At 42.6% G+C, this 16,835-nt stretch carries 18 protein-coding genes; 8 read left to right on the plus strand and 10 right to left on the minus strand.

Going from position 1 to position 16,835, the window contains the following annotated elements:
• Positions 1 to 31: 31 nt before the first annotated feature.
• Positions 32 to 697 carry an HAD family hydrolase gene (locus tag IQ13_RS16220; RefSeq protein ID WP_144887671.1) on the plus strand — a complete coding sequence of 222 codons (666 nt, stop codon included), beginning with the start codon at positions 32 to 34 and terminating at the stop codon, positions 695 to 697.
• A gap of 79 nt (positions 698 to 776) precedes the next feature.
• A complete protein-coding gene (nagB, locus tag IQ13_RS16225; RefSeq protein ID WP_144887672.1) occupies positions 777 to 2,705 on the plus strand; it encodes a glucosamine-6-phosphate deaminase in 1,929 nt (642 codons plus the stop codon).
• 80 nt (positions 2,706 to 2,785) lie between these two features.
• Here the strand turns inward: nagB and IQ13_RS16230 are convergent, their stop codons facing one another.
• The 6 genes from IQ13_RS16230 to IQ13_RS16260 form a co-directional block, all read right to left on the minus strand.
• Positions 2,786 to 2,989 (minus strand): YqaE/Pmp3 family membrane protein, encoded by a 204-nt coding sequence (locus IQ13_RS16230; protein WP_144887673.1) that lies wholly within the window; start codon positions 2,987 to 2,989, stop codon positions 2,786 to 2,788.
• Positions 2,990 to 3,034: 45 nt separating this feature from the next.
• Positions 3,035 to 3,892, minus strand: a complete 858-nt coding sequence (locus IQ13_RS16235) for an SDR family oxidoreductase (RefSeq protein ID WP_144887674.1) — start codon at positions 3,890 to 3,892, stop codon at positions 3,035 to 3,037.
• A 180-nt stretch (positions 3,893 to 4,072) separates the two neighbouring features.
• Entirely contained in the window at positions 4,073 to 4,690 is a 618-nt protein-coding gene (locus IQ13_RS16240; RefSeq protein ID WP_144887675.1) for a hypothetical protein, read from the minus strand.
• Between the two features lie 301 nt (positions 4,691 to 4,991).
• Positions 4,992 to 5,540 (minus strand): hypothetical protein, encoded by a 549-nt coding sequence (locus IQ13_RS16250; protein WP_144887676.1) that lies wholly within the window; start codon positions 5,538 to 5,540, stop codon positions 4,992 to 4,994.
• 200 nt (positions 5,541 to 5,740) lie between these two features.
• Positions 5,741 to 6,352 (minus strand): hypothetical protein, encoded by a 612-nt coding sequence (locus tag IQ13_RS16255; protein WP_144887677.1) that lies wholly within the window; start codon positions 6,350 to 6,352, stop codon positions 5,741 to 5,743.
• 124 nt (positions 6,353 to 6,476) lie between these two features.
• The gene (locus tag IQ13_RS16260; protein ID WP_144887678.1) at positions 6,477 to 8,309 is read right to left on the minus strand and encodes a UbiD family decarboxylase; all 1,833 of its coding nucleotides are present in this window, start codon (positions 8,307 to 8,309) and stop codon (positions 6,477 to 6,479) included.
• Between the two features lie 244 nt (positions 8,310 to 8,553).
• Between IQ13_RS16260 and IQ13_RS21520 the strand changes: the two genes are divergently transcribed.
• From IQ13_RS21520 to IQ13_RS21405, 4 genes are all read left to right on the plus strand, one after another.
• Positions 8,554 to 9,342, plus strand: coding sequence for a DUF2452 domain-containing protein (locus IQ13_RS21520; protein ID WP_199758286.1), 789 nt, complete (start codon positions 8,554 to 8,556; stop codon positions 9,340 to 9,342).
• Between the two features lie 147 nt (positions 9,343 to 9,489).
• Positions 9,490 to 9,897, plus strand: coding sequence for an SET domain-containing protein (locus IQ13_RS16270; RefSeq protein WP_144887679.1), 408 nt, complete (start codon positions 9,490 to 9,492; stop codon positions 9,895 to 9,897).
• Between the two features lie 182 nt (positions 9,898 to 10,079).
• Positions 10,080 to 10,802, plus strand: a complete 723-nt coding sequence (locus IQ13_RS16275; protein ID WP_144887680.1) for a pyridoxine 5'-phosphate synthase — start codon at positions 10,080 to 10,082, stop codon at positions 10,800 to 10,802.
• 70 nt (positions 10,803 to 10,872) lie between these two features.
• A complete protein-coding gene (locus tag IQ13_RS21405; RefSeq protein ID WP_158637417.1) occupies positions 10,873 to 11,022 on the plus strand; it encodes a hypothetical protein in 150 nt (49 codons plus the stop codon).
• Positions 11,023 to 11,154: 132 nt separating this feature from the next.
• Here the strand turns inward: IQ13_RS21405 and IQ13_RS16280 are convergent, their stop codons facing one another.
• Genes IQ13_RS16280 through cysC form a run of 3 tightly spaced genes read right to left on the minus strand, consistent with a single transcriptional unit; the run spans position 11,155 to position 14,425 of the window.
• The gene (locus IQ13_RS16280; RefSeq protein WP_158637418.1) at positions 11,155 to 12,762 is read right to left on the minus strand and encodes an FG-GAP-like repeat-containing protein; all 1,608 of its coding nucleotides are present in this window, start codon (positions 12,760 to 12,762) and stop codon (positions 11,155 to 11,157) included.
• A 29-nt stretch (positions 12,763 to 12,791) separates the two neighbouring features.
• Positions 12,792 to 13,853, minus strand: a complete 1,062-nt coding sequence (locus tag IQ13_RS16285; protein ID WP_144887682.1) for a TIGR03032 family protein — start codon at positions 13,851 to 13,853, stop codon at positions 12,792 to 12,794.
• On the minus strand, positions 13,850 to 14,425 hold the full coding sequence (gene cysC / locus IQ13_RS16290) for an adenylyl-sulfate kinase (RefSeq protein ID WP_144887683.1): 576 nt from the start codon (positions 14,423 to 14,425) through the stop codon (positions 13,850 to 13,852). The genes IQ13_RS16285 and cysC overlap by 4 nt, the downstream gene beginning before the upstream one ends.
• Before the next feature lie 501 nt (positions 14,426 to 14,926).
• Here cysC and IQ13_RS16295 point away from each other — a divergent pair.
• Both IQ13_RS16295 and IQ13_RS16300 read left to right on the plus strand, forming a co-directional pair.
• On the plus strand, positions 14,927 to 15,181 hold the full coding sequence (locus IQ13_RS16295; RefSeq protein WP_144887684.1) for a PLDc N-terminal domain-containing protein: 255 nt from the start codon (positions 14,927 to 14,929) through the stop codon (positions 15,179 to 15,181).
• Positions 15,182 to 15,269: 88 nt separating this feature from the next.
• Positions 15,270 to 15,686 (plus strand): hypothetical protein, encoded by a 417-nt coding sequence (locus IQ13_RS16300; RefSeq protein WP_144887685.1) that lies wholly within the window; start codon positions 15,270 to 15,272, stop codon positions 15,684 to 15,686.
• Between the two features lie 334 nt (positions 15,687 to 16,020).
• Here the strand turns inward: IQ13_RS16300 and IQ13_RS16305 are convergent, their stop codons facing one another.
• A complete protein-coding gene (locus IQ13_RS16305) occupies positions 16,021 to 16,773 on the minus strand; it encodes a DUF2490 domain-containing protein (RefSeq protein ID WP_144887686.1) in 753 nt (250 codons plus the stop codon).
• Positions 16,774 to 16,835: the final 62 nt, after the last annotated feature.

Consider the following 16,835-nt stretch of genomic DNA (forward strand, 5'->3'; position numbering starts at 1 on the left):
CGGTTTCTTTGCAGTAATCAGCAACCACACTATGCAGAAAGCTTTTTTGTTCGATCTCAACGGAACGATGATCGATGATATGGAATTTCACATCCGTGCATGGCATTCTATTTTAAACGGGTTAGGCGCACATTTGAGTTACGAAGAAACCAAGCTGCAGTGTTACGGCAAAAATCACGAATTATTGGAACGCACTTTTCCCGGCAGGTTTACGCTTGCCGAGAAAGATACGATGAGTATTGAAAAAGAAAAACAATACCAGGAAGCGTTTCGTCCGCAATTAAAACTCATAGATGGGTTAGCTGTTTTTATGGAAGAGGCAAAACAGCTGAATATTCCCATGGCGATTGGTTCTGCTGCCATTATGTTCAATATCGATTTTGTGTTGGACGGACTCAACATACGGCATTACATCAATGCCATTGTAAGTGCCGATGATGTAAACATCAGTAAACCACATCCTGAAACATTTTTGAAATGTGCAGAACAGTTGGGTGTTGCTCCCGAAAATTGTATTGTATTTGAAGATTCACCGAAAGGAGTAGAAGCTGCAGCTGCTGCGGGCATGAAAGCAGTAGTAATTACAACCATGCACGAAGAACATGAGTTTGCAGCATACAACAACATTCTTTGCTTTATAGAGGATTACCGCAGCCTCACGGTTGAAAACTTGACTAAAGAACAATCGTTCATGTAAAAACAAATGATGCAAACGTTTGAACTGCCGTCTTTATGAGTGAATTGAATATCTTTGGCCCTCAACTAAGTATAAGATTATGGCCAAAAAGACTGCCTCAATGGATTTAATTGACAGTTTCGAGAAGATCCCCACCAAAATTTTTACAAACGCCAAACAAGGTTCTGCCTATGCTGCTCAACAAATCGCCGAACTGATTCGTGAAAAGCAGGCGAAGAACGAACCTTGTGTACTCGGTCTGGCAACAGGTTCTACACCCAAATCGCTGTATGCCGAGCTGGTGCGTTTGCACAAAGAAGAAGGGTTGAGTTTTAAAAACGTAGTTGCATTTAATCTCGACGAATATTATCCCATCGAACGTGATGCGATCCAGAGCTATCACCGTTTTATGAAACAGCAGTTGTTCGATAAAGTGGATATTGATCAGAACAATTGCCACATTCCCGATGGTACAACCGCCAAAGAAGAAATTAAACAGCATTGCGCTGCTTACGAACAAAAAATTGCTGATGCAGGTGGCATCGATTTACAAATACTCGGTATTGGTGTAAACGGCCATATTGGTTTTAACGAACCCGGTTCCAGCATCTTTACCAAAACACGTTTAACCACGCTTACCAACTCTACACGTTTAGCCAACAGTTACGAGTTTGCCAACATCAGTGCAGTGCCCCGTTTGGCAATCACCATGGGTATTGGCACCATCATCAAAGCAAAGAAAATTATTCTGCTGGCATGGGGCAGCACCAAAGCACCTGTTATCCGTGAAGCAGTAGAAGGCGATGATACTGAACATGTACCGGCGTCGTTACTGCAAAACCACGATGATGTAACATTTGTGGTAGACGAAGCAGCTGCGGCTGAGCTTACCCGTTATAAGAGTCCGTGGTTAACCGGCGAATGCGAATGGAACGATCGCATGATCAAAAAAGCGGTGGTGAACATGGCGTTGAAATTAGGAAAGCCGGTGTTGAGTTTAACCAATACCGATTACAATGAATATGGTTTGAGTGATCTGCTGGTAGAAAAAGGCGATGCGTATGAAATCAACCTGCAGGTGTATTACATGTTGCGGGATAGTATTACAGGCTGGCCCGGTGGTAAACCGAATGCGGTTATTCCCAACCATCCCGAACGCAGCACACCTTATCCAAAGAAAGTGGTGTTGTTCTCTCCACATCCCGATGATGATATTATTTCAATGGGTGGAACCTTTCAGCGTTTGCACGATCAGGGACATGAAGTACATGTAGCGTATCAAACCAGCGGCAACATTGCTGTTACCGATGAGTTTGTTACACGCTTTCTCGATTTTGCAGTTGGCTTTGAACAGATGTTTGGTATTGATGCAGATAAGTCGAGAAACATTTTAACCGAAGCAAGAGGCTATCTCGAACAAAAAAAGTCGAACGAAATTGATACCAAAGAGATTCGTGAGATCAAAGGTTTGATCAGAAGATGCGAAGCTGCAGCTACGTGCCGCTATGTTGGGTTGAAGGAAGGTCAATGGCATTTTCAGAATCTTCCGTTCTACGAAACAGGAACCATTGAAAAGAACCCGATGGGTGAAGAAGATGTAAGGTTGACGATGGAGCTGTTGCGCAAAATCAAACCACAGCAAGTGTATTGTGCAGGCGACTTTGCCGATCCGCACGGAACACATCTGGTATGTTTTAATGTGGTGCTGGAATCGCTGAAGCGTATTAAAGCCGAAGGCGATGAGTGGATCAACGACTGCTGGTTGTGGTTGTACAAAGGCGCATGGCAGGAGTGGAACCTCGAAGAAATTGAAATGGCGATACCAATGAGTCCCGAGCAGGTGATGAAGAAACGCTTTGGTATTTTCATTCACCAGTCGCAGAAAGACATGGTGCCGTTCCAGGGCAGCGACAGTAGAGAGTTCTGGCAACGTGCCGAAGAACGCAATGCAGCTACAGCCGATTTGTATGGTAAACTTGGTTTAACACAATATGCCGCCATGGAAGCATTTGTACGGTGGCAGTATTAATAAGTGGAATTGTATTAAATCCCGCATGAAACGAAACAAAAGGCAAAGCGCAAGCTTTGCTTTTTTATTTACTGCACTGCTCAGCGTTGTTGCTTTTGCATGGCTTTAATAATACGGTCGGTACGTTTATCGGCTCTTGCATTGTTGAGCGATATAACGGCCCATGCTGCGGCCGGTATCCAGCCGAGAATGGTGATCTGCAAAATCAAACAGAGAATGCCGGTAAAGATTTTTCCCCGCAGAAAAAACGAAAGCCAGGGGAGAAGAATAGCGATGAGTGTCATGAAAAGGTTTTTGATGAAGTTAATCAATCGGAGAGGATAGCGTTACTAATTACGCAGTTTTTGTTGTACGTATTCTTCAAACCTTGTTTCGCCCAACTGCGGAGCAATGGTATCGTGTTGCATCACTTCAATGAAAAAGGCAAACTTATCGTAAGCGTTTTTGTTGAGGAGCCTGATGACAGGTAAAAGAATGTGGAATAACCCAAGCGGAACGGTACGGAGTTTATTTGTTTTACCAACAGCGGCATGGATGATTTCGTTCAGCTGCTTTCTTGTGTAGATGTGTTTACCGCCTGCTTCAATGATTGCTTTTGGTTGATGCATGGCCTGCACAATGATTTTGGCAAGATCGCCTTCGTAAATGGGATTGGTTTTTTTATCGCCTTTGCCGATGTTTACCAGTCTGCCTTTACGTGCCATATCCATCACGTCAATAAATGCACTGAAGAGTGCCGGAGGTTTGATGATGCTGTAATCAATACCCGAAGCCATCAAGCGTTCGGAAAACAATTGGTGCACACGGAAGTATTCGAGCTGCGGATATTTCTCTGCATGAAAAGCAGATACGTACACAAATTTTTTAATTCTTTTTTCTATTGCAAAATGCAGAATGTTGCTGTTGCCTTCCAGGTCAACGGTTTTAAAGCCGGGCTTGCTGTTGTCGTTGGGTGAAACACTTTTGCCCAAAGCAGAGATGACTACATCGTAGGTGTCCCGTATAGCTGAAAATGAAGCAGGATCGCAGGCATCTGCTATAACAACGTTTGATGTAATTGGGGAGAGCGTTTTTGCTTTGGCCTCGCTTCTTACTGCAACTGTAAGTTGGTAGCCTTGTTGTACCAGCTCCCTGGCAATTTCTTTTCCTAAGTTGCCGTTAGCGCCGAAGAGAAGTGCTTTTTTCATGGTTGAACCTAACTGTGTTGTACAATGTTTTAGTTGGCACAGGGCGTTTTAGCATCCCCGTTTGCAAAACTGAAATTACAAAGGATGTAGTTGTACAGCAAAGGAAAATGACGAGCGGCTTGAACGGGTTAGAGATGCTGAACAGTAAACGTTATGCCTGCAGCAAATTCCTTTTACGGATTATAAATAACGCACTTTTAAGTAATCAATAGCCAAGGTTACTTTTCTTCCTGCACCAAAGCCAAGTAAATTACCATAGAAAGGAGTAAATGGCATCGTGTATAATAATTCTTCGTTAATAAGAAACGCATACGTATTGCCGGTTTTCCTGATCTTGTACACATTGAAATCGTCAGGAGCAAGCATGGTTTTTTGATAGGAACCTTTCTTTGTTACACAGGAGTTTTGATTTTTGCCCGTACATAACTGCACTGAAGCAAAGCCATCGCCGGCGAATGTAAAGTAGTAGCCGTTCATGGCTTCACGCCCCCAGAAAAGCATGCTGTAATAATCTTTATGTTCTGTATTGCCGCTTACAATTTTAATGCGGCATTCTATTTCAAAATTTCGTTTGGTATCAATGTTCAGTTCCTGTGCTTCGCCGTAAGCATGGCCGGTAGAAGTTAAATAATAAATGCCGCCTTCTATTTTTGAGCGTACATTTTTATTGTCGGCTTCGGTCCAGTTGTTTTTATTGTTATCAAAGTTGTCGAAAAACAAAACGGATGCTGCACTGTCTGTTTGTCCAAGGCAGGTTGTTGTGGTGAATAATGCAATAAGTGCCGGTACAATTTTCATGGCTGTAAGTTGTTGTTACTAAAGTAAGGAATTGTGAATGAAGAAAAGTAACGGCTGGCAGCAGCGTAGAAACGAATAAAATGAAAGATCAGTTCAGAAAAAGGAAACTGCAGACTTGTATGCATTGCTGCCGTTGTTGTGTCGCCTGACCAACAACGGATTTGAATGTGCCTGTTGCTGTTTTTACTGATGATCTTTTGTGCTTGTGTTGCTGGTGAGGCCACGCAGCAACGGCGGGCTTGTGAAAAATGCTGTTCATTAGTGTTGGTGTTGTGCTGCCAACAAGGGCGAAGTAGAATTGTTATGCTACTCCATTGACAGAGAAGTTGTAGAGGGTTCCGGATGTCAGATCAACATTGACACTCCAATACTGGTATCCTCCGTCCATAACAATGGAATAGTCAGAAGTGTACTCTAAACGAATATCCCAGTTACCTTTAAGCCGGTCTGATGCTGTATACTTGTCCCAATGCATATTGATGCGTATTACCCGATGACCATCTTTATTGAAAAAGCCGACATACTGCCTGAAATACTCATTCAAATTACGGTCAATGTATTGTCTGCGGCCAAACTGATTTGGCTTGCGCTCATTTACTTTTTTTATCTCATTTTTTAGGATACGTTCCGCAGCAGCAATGTCGTGTTTTGTCGGAGTAAATTTGCGAAAAACTATATGATCATGCACGTGAAGCTTCTCATTCGAATAAGTACTATCAAAGGCAGTGCCTCGGAACTTTGCTGCCTTAACGCCAATTTTTTGTGGGTCACTGGTCTGAAAGGTAACAATAGAGGTCTTGCAGCCAGTTAGCAGTGTCACAATAATAATTTGTAATAGGGGCCTTCTCATTTTGTTGCCTACAACGTTAAGGCATTGGCGATGTGGCGGTATTCTGTGTTCTGTCTGCCAGGAGCCGCTGCTGATTAAAGATACAAAAGCTCATGGTTTATTCTGTTGCTCGGCATTATTCGTCTGCCGAAACTAAAACCGAGTAGCGAACAAAAAGCCGAGAATATATTTATCTCCCCGCCATATGCGCCAATGCACTGTTAGCGGTAGTGTTTCCAAACGATTTTAGATAGGTTATCAATAATTATCTGTGTAGTTCTTGCAGATAGTGTTATCAATTTCTTGTCTCTTAGGTACTGGGTACTTTCAATGCTAAATTTTGAACCGTGAAATAAATTATTTCTAACTTGTCTAATAATAACCATTAAAGCATTAAAAGAGGAATATGGGTGGTCTTTTTTAGTCCATTTCCGTCCATTTGCTTTGGTACAATACCCTAACCCTTGCTTAAAGTGTCTGCAACCAATTTCAGAACATTTGGGAGAGTTTTTCTTGAATAATAAAGAGAAGTACCGAAGATACATTGTCGCTTTAGCTAAATCTTGTGTTTGAGTAAAGTCGTCATAGTTGCTGGAACCAACACATTCAATCGATGCAAATTGGGTTGCAAGCTTTTGGATTCCTCTTATTTGCCAAAGATCTGCTCCAAATTCCCTTATGAATAATGAAAAAGCGTTGTCTTTATTTTCATACCGCTCTCGCCAAAACCTTTCAAGCAATTCATAATTGTGATGAAATGACGTCCTGTCGGCATAATACTTAGGGTCCGCTTTAATTCTCCTTAAAATTTCTATTGAAAGTAGTGTCTCCATACATTACCGCTAACACATAAATATACGCAACTCCAACAAACCTTGAAATTTCTAACCTTTTGAACTTCATCGGTTGCTCTAAGCGCTTTTTCAATTGTTGGTTGCACAATTGCCGCTAGCAGCATCACTCAATCCCTTCCAAACTTCCGCCCTTTGCAAACAACCGATCGACCCGTTTCTCTACTGCAGGATCTTTTTCCAGCACCGGTGCATTGTGTGGCTTCAGGCGTACATCAAACACAACCGGTCCGTTGCAGCCCCAATGTTTGTGGTGTACAAACGCATCAATGCCATATACATCATGACTTGGATTACATCTGGTGTATGTTACCCATAAATAGTTTTTCAATGTAGCAGCAGTAAAAGAAGCATCATCGCAGATGATGATTTGGGCTACTGTATTCAATTCACCATTCACCATTGACAATTCACCAGTAAGCCGCTCCATTTCTTTTGCCGCTTCATCATACGTCGTAAACTTTTTTGTCTGCAATGCTATTACGCCGGGCATACACAGTTGTGCATTTTCGAACTGTTGTAATTCTCTCAACGCTTGTGGTACTTCTCTGCACAGTTCCCGTTTCTTATCGCCATAAGCAGCCAACACCAATTTACTGCCGCTGTTCAATCCTGTGCCGGAGTAATCGAGTGTATCGATGGTGGTGTTGGTATGGAAATGCAGATCACGTGTAAGATCGATGCGTTCAAAAATATATTCGAGATAAGGTTGTATATGATGCGTGGTCAGTTGGTTCGTATCATCTGCCGTAATAAATAAAAACTTGGCTAAGCTTAACTGTCCGGTACCGAGTACATGGTTGGCAATGGTTAACAGTTCGGCCGGTTGTTTGGTGGGCATGTACGGTGTGTAACGTTCGCTGCCGATCGCTAACAGCAAGGGATGCACACCTGCAGCATCCACTGCATGTACTTCTTTTACGCCGGGTATTTCCTGTGGAATAGCATTGCCCGTTAGTTCGTGTATGAGTTCGCCAAAGCTGGTATCTTCCTGTGGCGGACGACCAACAACCGTAAACGCCCAGATGGCATTCTTCTTTGCATACACATTGTGCACTTTCATTAACGGAAACGGATGCGTTAAACTGTAGTAGCCCAAATGATCGCCAAACGGTCCTTCAGGTTTGTTTACATACGGATCCACTTCTCCTGTAATCACAAAATCAGCATCGGTGCTGATGGCATTGCCCAATGCATCATACGCATAACGGAAACGTCGGCCACCAAGCAAACCTGCAAAGGTCATTTCGCTGATGCCTTCTGGCAACGGCATTACTGCACTCAAGGTATGCGATGGTGGTCCACCTACAAAACAACTTACTTTCAACGGTTGTCCTTTTTTGTTGGCCTTGGTTTGGTGTACACCAATACCTCGATGCAGTTGGTAATGCAAACCAATTTCTTTGTTCAGTTCATAGTCGTTACCGGTTAATTGTATGCGGTACATGCCCAGGTTCGATTGCATGATGCCGGGCTTGTCTGCATCTTCGGTGTACACTTGTGGTAAAGTAACGAATGCACCACCATCCATCGGCCAGTGTTTGATCAATGGCAGATCGCTCACCTGTATGTTGTCGAACGAAAAAGAGGATTGTTTTTTCGGCAAAGCTTTGAACGCCGCCAATCCGGTGCTGATGTTTTGCAACGGGCGTTTGATGGCTTTGATGGGATCGCCTTTGAGTTCAATGATCTTTTGCACCATGGCCAGCGTATCACGAAAGATGAACTTGCTGCGGTCGAGTGTGCCAAAGATGTTGGAAGCTGCACGGTACTTCGAACCTTTTACGTTTTCGAACAACAATGCCGGACCTTTTGCATCGTACACACGGAGATGGATAGCCGCCATTTCGAGATGCGGATCAACTTCTTCCTTAATACGTACCAGGTGACCGTTCTTTTCCAGGTCAATTAAACAAGCTTCGAGCGAACTGTATGACATAGTGCAGCAAAGTTAGGGGAGGAAAGAATGTTTATGGTTGGTCGCAGGTTTCAAGTTTCAGGTTTCTGGTATGGTGGCTGATGATTTAAAAAGCTAAACAATATGCAGGTTGGTAAAAATGATAAGTACCGGTAACAGGTAACCGGCAACCAGCAACAATCTCTACTATTTTCATACGTAACTTCTCTGTTGTTAAACAAAATCACCCTATCTGTGTTTAAACAACTTCACTCATCTTTGCACTATGGTTCAGGCATATAATTTTTTAGCGTCGTGGCAGTTGTTTCCGGAAAAATGCAGTTACGAATTTGGCGAAACACCCAAGAGCGGTAACTGTAAAATAGAATCGGTGAAGAATGGAGCTGCATTATCCATCAGCACCAACTGGGTTACGCATCTCAACGAAGCATTTTATACATCGTACAATTTTGTGCCCGATGCTGCAGTGCATCCATTTGAAAATGCTGAAGTGGCGCAGCAGATCCGTTCCGAAATTCCCAACTCGTCTACCATGGTGGTTGAACTACTGACCAACGGGCAGGTGAAACTTACAGCTACACACGAAATAATGCCAAATGGTTTTTTAAAAATCACCACGCAGGGTTTTACGCCGGAATATAAACGCTACAGCAATGTGGAAGTGTATCACAAGCAGATGAGTGTATTGCCGTATGCATCCAGCATCAGCGGTGTGGCCATCCGTCCAACAAAAGAAGGCGTGATCCGTCACCAGGCATTAACCGCCATGGAAGAGCAGACCAATATGCAGCTCGACCAGATTAAACAACAGATCGAATTACTGGCAAGACAAGCACAGGAAATTGTGAAGCGCAAAGAATTATCGTTGATGATTTATGAGGCAAAGCTCAACTTCCGTCCGGTGATCGGGCATGTGTATCATTTATACCAGAAGCATGATGATACGTATTTGCTGTCGATGATCAGTCCGCAGGAGTGGGGCAACGGCGGACCGTTTAAACAGTTTATTGCTTCGGCGAAGTTGTTGGCCGATCATACGTGGATGGAGATTTAGGATGTCTGATTTATGATGTAGGGTTTGTTGCAGGTTGCCGGTTTCTTTTTTTTGACAATTTGGTTTTGTGGTTGGGGTCTTGGCTCTTGAACCTTGTACCTTGTTTCTTAAACCTTGTGCCTTTTATCTTTCACCTTAACTTGCGTTATGAATTTTCCAATTGAAGTAAAGAAAAGCAAGGTGGCAGGCAAAGGTGCGTTTGCACAAAAAGCCATTCCTGCTAAACGCAAGCTGGGCAATATGGCGGGCGAAATCATCAGCTACAAAGAAGCACAGCGACGGGTGAAGAATCAGAAAGAAGGCGAGTTGTTGATGGTGGAGTTTGACAATGATCCTGTGGCATTGGATGCAAGTGTAAACCGTAATGCCTTATCGTACATCAATCATTCCTGCGACCCCAATACCTATATGCGCCGTGCTTACCGCAAAGTAGAATTCTACAGCAAACGTGCCATTAAAAAAGGAGAGGAGCTCACCTGTGATTATGGTGAAACACATCATGATGGTAAACTGCCGTGCAAATGCGGAGCAAAGAACTGCAGGGGATTTATTTAGGAACAGTTGCGGGTTATGAGTTAAAGGTTATGGGTGCTTATAACTTTTGTCGCTACGTATTTTATTTCACTACCTGTTTTGTTTTCGTGTAAATAGAAATAAAAGAACAGTGAATCCATAGAGTGCCAACACTCAACACCCATAACCTTTAACGCATAACAGTATTTCTCTACCTTTACACAATGACGAAGCTTTCTGTAAACATCAACAAATTTGCCACGCTGCGGAACAGTCGTGGTGGTAACCGCCCCAATGTATTGCAAGCTGCTATTGATGCTGAAAGATTTGGCGCCGATGGCGTAACGGTGCATCCCCGTCCCGATGAACGGCATATCCGTTACGATGATGTGCGTCAGATCAGGCAAATTATTACCACTGAGTTTAACATTGAAGGCAATTGCCGTGAGCAGTCGTTTGTTGACCTGGTGCTGGAAGTGAAACCACACCAGGTAACACTGGTGCCCGATACGTTGGGACAACTCACCAGCGATCATGGATGGGACACCATCCAAAACAAACAATATTTGATTGAAATGATCTCGACGTTTAAAAACGCCGGCATCCGTACTTCAATTTTTGTAGATCCGGAAGTACGTATGATTGAAGGTGCTGCCGAAACCGGTACCGACCGGATTGAACTGTACACCGAAGGGTATGCCAAAGAATATGCAGCCGAACCCCGCAGTGCTGTGCAGGATTATCTTGTTGCAGCCACCCGTGCAAGAAGTTTCGGCTTAGGCATCAATGCAGGACACGATCTTGATCTCGAAAATTTACACTACTTGATTAAAACCATTCCATGGATTGATGAAGTAAGCATCGGTCATGCCTTGGTATGCGATGCACTGTACCTTGGTTACGAAAATGCAGTGCAGCTATACAAACGGCAATTGCAGATTGCGTAAGTGGGTATGCTGTTAACAGAATCCGTACAGAATTTCTTTGCTATATATTAAATAATCCAAAACCAAACACATGAACAAAGCGCATCACATCAAAGAACTGGAGATGAAAATTGAACACATCCGTAAAGAACCCATTAAAGGATGGCTGGGGAAAATTTCAAAATCGTACAAAGTAAAAAAGATTGAGAAAAAAATACAATCGTTACGCAAAGAAGCATAACACAAACAATTACTAATAAAAAAACCATCCGCCCGGCGGATGGTTTTTTTATTAGTAAGGGTAACATCAGCAACCAAACAAAAAGCCGGAGCTCCTTTTATAAGACTCCGGCCTGCTAAACGGTTTTCCTGCCTATTGAATCATTAAACGCTCGGTTTTTCCATTTCCGTTTATAAAGTAAATGCCTTTGGCGTATGTGCCTATTACAAGCGTATGGTTTCCTTGAGTTAATTTAAACTGCTGCAATAACTGTCCGTTACCCGTAAACAAACGCAGGGTTATTGGAGTTGTAACTGCTACACGTAACAGCCCGTTTGTAATCGTATTATTTGCAATTGTAAATGCAGCAGCAGCTGTAGTAAACTGTACAGTTTCAATGGTGCTGTAAGCCGTGTTGCCGTTTTTATCACGCTGCAACAAACGGTAGTAGTTATTGCCTGTTAATGGTTTGCTATGCACAAACTGATAATTATTGACAGCGTTACTGTTACCAGCTGCAGCAACAATACCTATCTGTTGCCAGTGTTGTCCATCGCTGCTGTGCTGTATTACAAAGTCCTGTGTGTTTTGCTCCGCAGCGGTTTGCCAGTTTAACAATACATCATTCATTTGCTTTTTGGCCGTAAAACTTTGCCATTGAACAGGCAGGGTTGAGAAAGAAATTTCGTAATAAGAAAAACCTCCATCAAAGCGGCCAACGATCATGTCTTTATCACTGTCGTTATCAAGGTTTGTAAATGCAGGTGCACTCCAGCTTCCCACATCAATACCATTAAAAGGATTTCCCGAACCTGTTTGTTGTGTAAAAACAGCGGCACTGGCTGTACCTGTATTTTTATAATAAAGTAAAGTGCCACCCGATTCACCAATTATTGCGTCCTGGTCGCCATCGTTATCAAGATCGGAAAAAGATGGTGCGGATTCATTTCCAACATCAACCCCGTTAAACGGATTGTTGACTCCGGTTTGAGCTGTAAATACAGGTGCAGCTGATGTGCCTGTATTTTTATAAAGCAATATGTTGCCTGAACTATTTCCTATAAATAAATCTTTATCTCCATCATTGTCTATATCAACAAATACCGGTGTAGCTCTGCTCCCCACATCTATACCGGAAAATGGAGCAATTGAAAACTCGCTGGGGTAGTTGTTGGGGTAAGCTGCGTATACTTGCGCCGAAGCAGTTCCTGTATTGGTAAACAATGCCAAACGTCCACTTTCTTCGCCAAACACAAGATCTAAATCCCCATCGTTATCAATATCAATAAAAGCCGGCGCTCCGTAAAACATGGCGTAGCCTGTTGAAAACTGTGATGAACTTGCAAAAGTGGGAGTTGTCGGAGTGCCTGAATTGAAAAAAGTAGAACTGTTGTAGTAAGACTCTCCGGCAATCAGATCTGCATCTCCATCGTTATTTAAATCGGCAAAGGCCGGTTTTGAAGCCGAGCCAATACTATATCCGTTTAATGGATTTGCAGCTCCCGTTCTCGCTGTTACAATTTGTGCCTGGGCAGTATTGCTTATAACAATACCTGCAGCAAGCATTGCTGTAACAATGCCCGGTTTAACAACTGCTTTCAGACGGTGGGCATAACGTAGAATACGCTGGTATAGGGCTTGTTTTTTTTGTAAGCTCCATTTGTCAAAACGGCCGGTGTCGATGGCTTTTTGTAAACGTGCCTGTGTTTTTAAAAACTGCTCCCGTAGTTGAACGAGCAGCAGATGATTTCCTTTTGTCATGTGTTGTCTGGCTTTAAAATGTGAAGGGTTTAATTTTTTTCGGCGGCCCAGAAGCAGACCATGGGCGTATGTAAAGCGTTTCGGTGTGTAGCCGCTGTGTGATTTAATACACCCGGGCATTTTGTGTCGGGAATAATCTGTACATCGTAAATTTCTTCTGCACTGTTTTGGTAGTATGCAGAGGCAACAATTGTTGCAGTGGGTAAATGCACAATATCAACTCCGCACTGCATGGTTGTTGTACCTACGGGTAAATTGCGTTTTACCGATGCCTTTTCTCTGTTTTTTGAAAGACCCACAAACAGGTAATCTCCATATACTGCCAGGCCACGAACAAAACCATTGTGTTTAGTAATGACTTCGTAATTGCCGGTAGCGGTATCAATTTTAATCAGTTCGCCGGTGGCTGATAACAAACAATACAATGCACCATTGATCCAGCGTGGGGAGTGTGGCATTGCAAGGCCGGATGCAACAATGGCATTCGTCTCAACATCCATAATCAAACCCCCAGTTTGTACCTGTGGCCGCCAGCCTTTTGCTGTATTGGTAGCGCCAAACATGGATACATATTTTGGTGCACCATCTTTCATCGCCATGCCGTTTAAATGACAATAATCTTCCGATGCAAACTGATCGATGAAGGGGGGCGTCCAGAATGGTTCAAAACTGTATTGATCGTTAATGTATACCAGCGATGAGAACAAGGTATTAACTGCACATAATCTTCCTTGTTTATCCCATGCCATATCGTGCAGGTCTACTGCACCGGTATAATAAGTTGTACGTGGTACATAAAAGTGGTCGTAGTAGTTTGGTTTGTTGGCATAGGTTGCTGCTAATGCAGGTGCGTTACCTAAAACAATCACTTCGTTTTCGGTTGCAATAGCTAAACGGTTCTTGTCAATAGCCAAACCCATGGCTCTCTTAAAATCACGGGGTAATTGCTGTACTCGTCCTTCGTTGTTGGCAGATAGAAATATCAGTTTACCGGCCTGGTAAGTGGTGATGGCCAGGCTGCAGTTGAGGTTGTTGAGTATGTCAGCAAAGGAAGCACTGAACGTACAGGAAAATGGAGGCAGGGTATTCATAGTTTTTTGCGGTTTAGTAATTGTATAATTTCATCAACGCATTCGCCTGCTGTGTACGATGTTGTATCGAGTACCAGATCGGGCTTAACAGGCGTTTCGTATGGAGCACTGATGCCGGTAAAATCTTTTATTTCACCCCGTAGTGCTTTGGCATAAAGTCCTTTTGTATCACGCTCAATGCAGGTTTTAAGATCAGCAGCAACATGTATTTCAAAAAAATTGGAACAGATTTCTCTTGCTTCGTCTCTGATCTTTTGGTAAGGCGATATCAACGCCACAATTACAACATGGCCACTTAACTGCAGGTAGCAGGCAAGTCGGGCAATGGTTCGGTTATATTCTTTTCTTGATTCTTCATCAAAGCCGTTTTGCTTCAGAATTGTACGCATGATGTCTCCATCCAAAATGATCGGATTACATCCTTCGCTATTTAATTTTTTGGATAATTTATTTGCAATTGTTGTTTTACCTGCACCACTTAAACCTGTAAGCCACACAACACCTGATTTCATACTGAACGATTCCTTATTTGATTTTTTTTCTAAAAAAGCGGAAGAGTGTTGCAAGTTCATACCTGTTTTTTTGTTTGTTAAGGAATACTGTTTTTTTTAATTTATTTCTGTGTATTTACGTGTAGTAAGTACATCGATATACCTGCCTGTACTAAGTAGTAAGTATGGTAAATCAGGTTCAGAAAGTATCAGGAGATCATCTCAACCGATCTGGTAAGGTTGAAACAGCAGCAAATGTGTTTTGGAAATTTCTTAACAGGTTTTGTTTGAAATACTGAAATGGTTGGTTTGAATTCTTTTGTAGAAAACATAGAAATGGGTATTGAATTTTGGGTAATAACTTATACTTAAGCGCAAATGAATACAAATACGGAAGTTTAAAAAATGATCTGCTTATCTGTTTTCAGAAAATACGTAGTTCTTTTGCCGGGGAATAGGTGCTAACTGAAAGAGTTCTTGTTATTGTACTACATCGGTTCCCGTATTTGATTGACACAGTTGAAAAAAAGCCAACATTTCAAAACTATTCATGGCCCTGTTGTAAAAAATTAAACTGCTGTATTGACCGGCAGCTTATTTTTATACAACAGTAAACGCTTAACCATGACACTCATCGGCGTAATCGGTACACAGGAACTTTTCATTCTCTTTATTATTCTGCTGGTGCCTTTGGTTGCACTCATCGAAATCATCCGCAGTAGCTTTGTAAACCCGGTTAACAAAATTGTATGGGTACTGGTAGTGCTGCTGTTGCCATTTATTGGTTCGTTGTTGTTTTGGATAATCGGACGGAGTCAGGTGGAAGGAAGAAAGTAGCGACAAGTGGTGAGTGGAGAGCTTTGAGGCGTGGAGCAGGTTGCATGTATTGCTCTTTTATTCCGTATCTTACCCAAAAGCTTTCTGTATGAAATGGTATCAATCATTAACCACCTTATTTGCTGTAAGCATTGTTGCCTCTTGCAGTAACGGTATGGAAGAAGGCAGTTCCTCTTCCTCTACGCCTGCAACTACACCCGCCTCAGTAACAGTGCCACCGGCACAACAACCGCAGCAAACAGCAGCAAACGGAACCGTTGCCTTAAATCCACCGCACGGACAACCCGGTCATCGTTGCGATATTAAAGTGGGTGAACCGCTTACCGGCACAGCTCCTGCAACAAACACACAACCTCAAATGATACAGCAACCACCTGCTGCTACTGTAATTAATCCACCGGCAACGGGTACAACCGCTGCAGGAAAAAATCCACCACACGGTCAGCCCGGTCATCGTTGCGATATTGCTGTAGGTGCGCCCTTGAACAGTCAACCTGCACAGTAATAACAATAACATTCGTTGCATAATAAATAGTTCATAAATGACAACTGTCATTGTTATCGCTTTTACAGGACTGTAACTTCATACAACTTTAACAAGGAGTAGGTCGGTTAAGGAAGAGGACAGTGGAGTTGCTTAAACGACAACAAAGCTGTTTTCTGTAAAGCAGAATAAAAGCTGTGAAATTTAACCACGACAATTTACCGGATTAAACAAGCTGTTGCAGAATAGCAGTTTTTTGTAGCTGTAAACACTGCAATGGCCGTACAAGGTAGGTTTTAACAAGCCTGCCTTGTTTTTTTTTATGCAGGGTTCGTTTACGAACTCTTTTAATGGCTTATTTCGGCCCGGTAAGATTGTCAACGATCAACGAAGCTTGTACAATATTGTTCGCATCAAAATTCGGATCATATGCATGATGGACAAATTGATTGAAGTAGCCCGTTTCAACAGCAATGTTGTTGCTGATGTTGTAACCAAGTCCAACAAAAATTCTGTTCTGGTCAAAAAAGTTATAACCCGTTACGGCGCTTCCGTCGTTCAGAAACAATTCGTCCTGTGCAATAAAGTACAGACTGTTTTTATCATATGCCGAGTGAGTTAACAACCGTTGAAATTTAAACATCGTTCGTTCTCTGAATACCGTTTCAAAATATTGCTGCCGGTTTTTAATTTCTCTCAGTTCAGTTCGCAGCCGAACCGACAAACTGTTCCTTTTGAGATTCCTGTAAAGTTGCACCTGTAGGGCCGTACGATACTCCGGGTATTGTCGTTGCTGCACATTACCGCCAATGAAATAGTTGTACCAAAGTCCGGTAAACGCAGAAAGTTTCAATGAAGGTTTGACGTAGTAATGAAGCCAGGGCCGGATGGTGAGTTGTTCGTTGTATTTTACAAGTGATGCTTTTTCGTAAGGGCTTTGCCTGGAGTATTGAAAATCGCATTGCCATTTAAATTTGTTGGACAGTTTTCCTGCAAGGTCAATTTCCGACCAAAGCTGGCTGGTAGTATTTACATGTTTGTTTTGGGCGGCTGCTGTACATGTGAAAAAAAGAAAACAAAGTGCAGCATAAAGATTTCTCCTATTCATGTTCGTTCGCTGTTTAGTTAAGTGATGGTCTGTTGTTCGCCGGAATGTTTACTATGATTGAT

Origin of the sequence: Lacibacter cauensis, assembly GCF_007830055.1 — a bacterium.
In the GTDB taxonomy this organism is placed as follows: Bacteria; Bacteroidota; Bacteroidia; order Chitinophagales; family Chitinophagaceae; genus Lacibacter; species Lacibacter cauensis.